Genomic DNA, 1639 nt, shown 5'->3' on the forward strand with positions numbered 1-1639 from the left:
GGTGTTGCGTGGCGGCGAGATGTTGTTCATCGACCAGGTGGAGTCGGCCCATCGACTGCGGGCGGTGTCGGCGGTCGGGATGCGTTTCCCGTTGGAGTCGACGGCCAACGGGAAGGCGGCGACGGCGTTGTTGGACGGGTCGGTTGACGTCGCGTTCGACCGGGACGAGCACACGGCCGGAATCTCGGCTGCCGGCGTTGCCGGACGGGCGGCGGGCGGACACGTCGTCGCAATATCGGTGCCCGCACCGACCGAGCGGTTCGTGGCACACGAGAAGCGGATCGTGGCGGCGCTTCGCGAAGCGGCGGCGTCGGCGCCGTGGTCGAGGTGACTACCCGACGACGCGGGCGACGGCAAAGCCGTCCCAGCCTTTGAGCCCGACGGTCTGGATCGCGGCGGTCTCCAGTCGGGGATGGTCCCCCATCATCTCGAGCATCTCCCGAACGGCGCGGGCCTGGGCGTCGTCGGCGGCGGGTTCGAGCACGCGGCCGAAGCGAGCGATGTTGTCCACCACGATGATCGAACCGGGCCGGCCGAGTTTGATCGCCCACTCGACGTAGGCGACGTTGTTCTCCTTATCGGCGTCGATGAAGGTCAAATCGAACACGTCGCCGCGTTCGGCGAGCACGGGCAGGGTGTCGAGCGCGGCGCCGACGATGATCTCGATGCGATCCTGCACGCCCGCGCGGGCGAAGTTCTCACGAGCGATCTCGGCGTGCTTGGGCTCGTACTCGAGGGTGACGACGTGGCCGTCGGCGCCGACCCCGCGGGCGAGGTTGATGGTGCTGTAGCCGGCAAGCGTGCCGATCTCGAGGACGCGGGTGGCCGAGGACAAGGCCGTCAGGAGATAGAGGAGCTTGCCGTGCTGGCCGGACACCTCGATCGGCGGCATGCCGGCCGCGTCACCGGATTCACGCGCGGCACGCAGCGCGTCGTCTTCGGTGTGCAGGATGCGGTTGAAGAGCTCGTCGAGCGTCTTGGAGTCCGGATCGGCCATTCGCGGAACGATAGCGGAGGAATGCATCGGCGCCGAGAGCCATCGAGCGACGTTTGCTGACATCGGTCGCTGCGGTCTTTTACCCGGTAACGGCCCGGATGCGGTGGCAGGGCAATGAGTAACTCTACGACGGGAGAAGGTCTGGAGAGGGTGCGCGTCGGGGTGGTGAAATTTGGCGCGATCGCTGGTATTGCTGGTCGGGTAGCATTTGCCGGGTGATTCTGGAGGGGCATGCCGATCGATCGGCGCGATGCTGATCGCCGCGCGGGAAGACGATGACTGAGACGCTGCGAATCGATACCGAGCTGGTGCTCGAGGCCGGTGGGCGGTTGCAGGCGCTCGCGGAAGGCATTCCCGAGCCACCCGCTTCGTTCAGGCCCGAGGGCGAGGATGCTCTGTCGACGGCGATCGCGGCGAAGGTGGCTGAAATCGTCGATCCGGTGATCGCCCAGTTGCCGGTCGCGAAGGAGGAGTTGGCGAAGTACGCGCAGAACGTAGTGAATGCCGCCAACGCCTACGACTCCACTGATCGCGCGATCGCGGAGGAAATTCTGAAGCGCCTCGAATCGGTCGACGATGCGGCAGGGGCGACCGGCGCAGTGACGCCCGCGGGTGCGGGCGCTCCGGCGACGGCGGGTCAGC

2 protein-coding genes and 1 pseudogene are annotated in these 1639 nt (G+C 67.2%); 2 read left to right on the forward strand and 1 reads right to left on the reverse strand.

What is annotated here, in order from left to right; genetic code table 11:
- On the forward strand, positions 1–331 hold a 331-nt coding region (locus A5698_RS10520), incomplete at its 5' end, for an IclR family transcriptional regulator domain-containing protein (RefSeq protein ID WP_286144445.1).
- On the opposite strand, the gene A5698_RS10525 is transcribed toward A5698_RS10520, so the two are convergent.
- The gene (locus A5698_RS10525) at positions 332–997 is read right to left on the reverse strand and encodes an O-methyltransferase (protein ID WP_068296147.1); all 666 of its coding nucleotides are present in this window, start codon (positions 995–997) and stop codon (positions 332–334) included.
- A gap of 275 nt (positions 998–1272) precedes the next feature.
- Here A5698_RS10525 and A5698_RS10530 point away from each other — a divergent pair.
- Positions 1273–1639, forward strand: a pseudogene (locus tag A5698_RS10530) (hypothetical protein); the annotation flags it as partial.

Source organism: Mycobacterium sp. E136 (assembly GCF_001666865.1).
Classification (GTDB): domain Bacteria; phylum Actinomycetota; class Actinomycetes; order Mycobacteriales; family Mycobacteriaceae; genus Mycobacterium.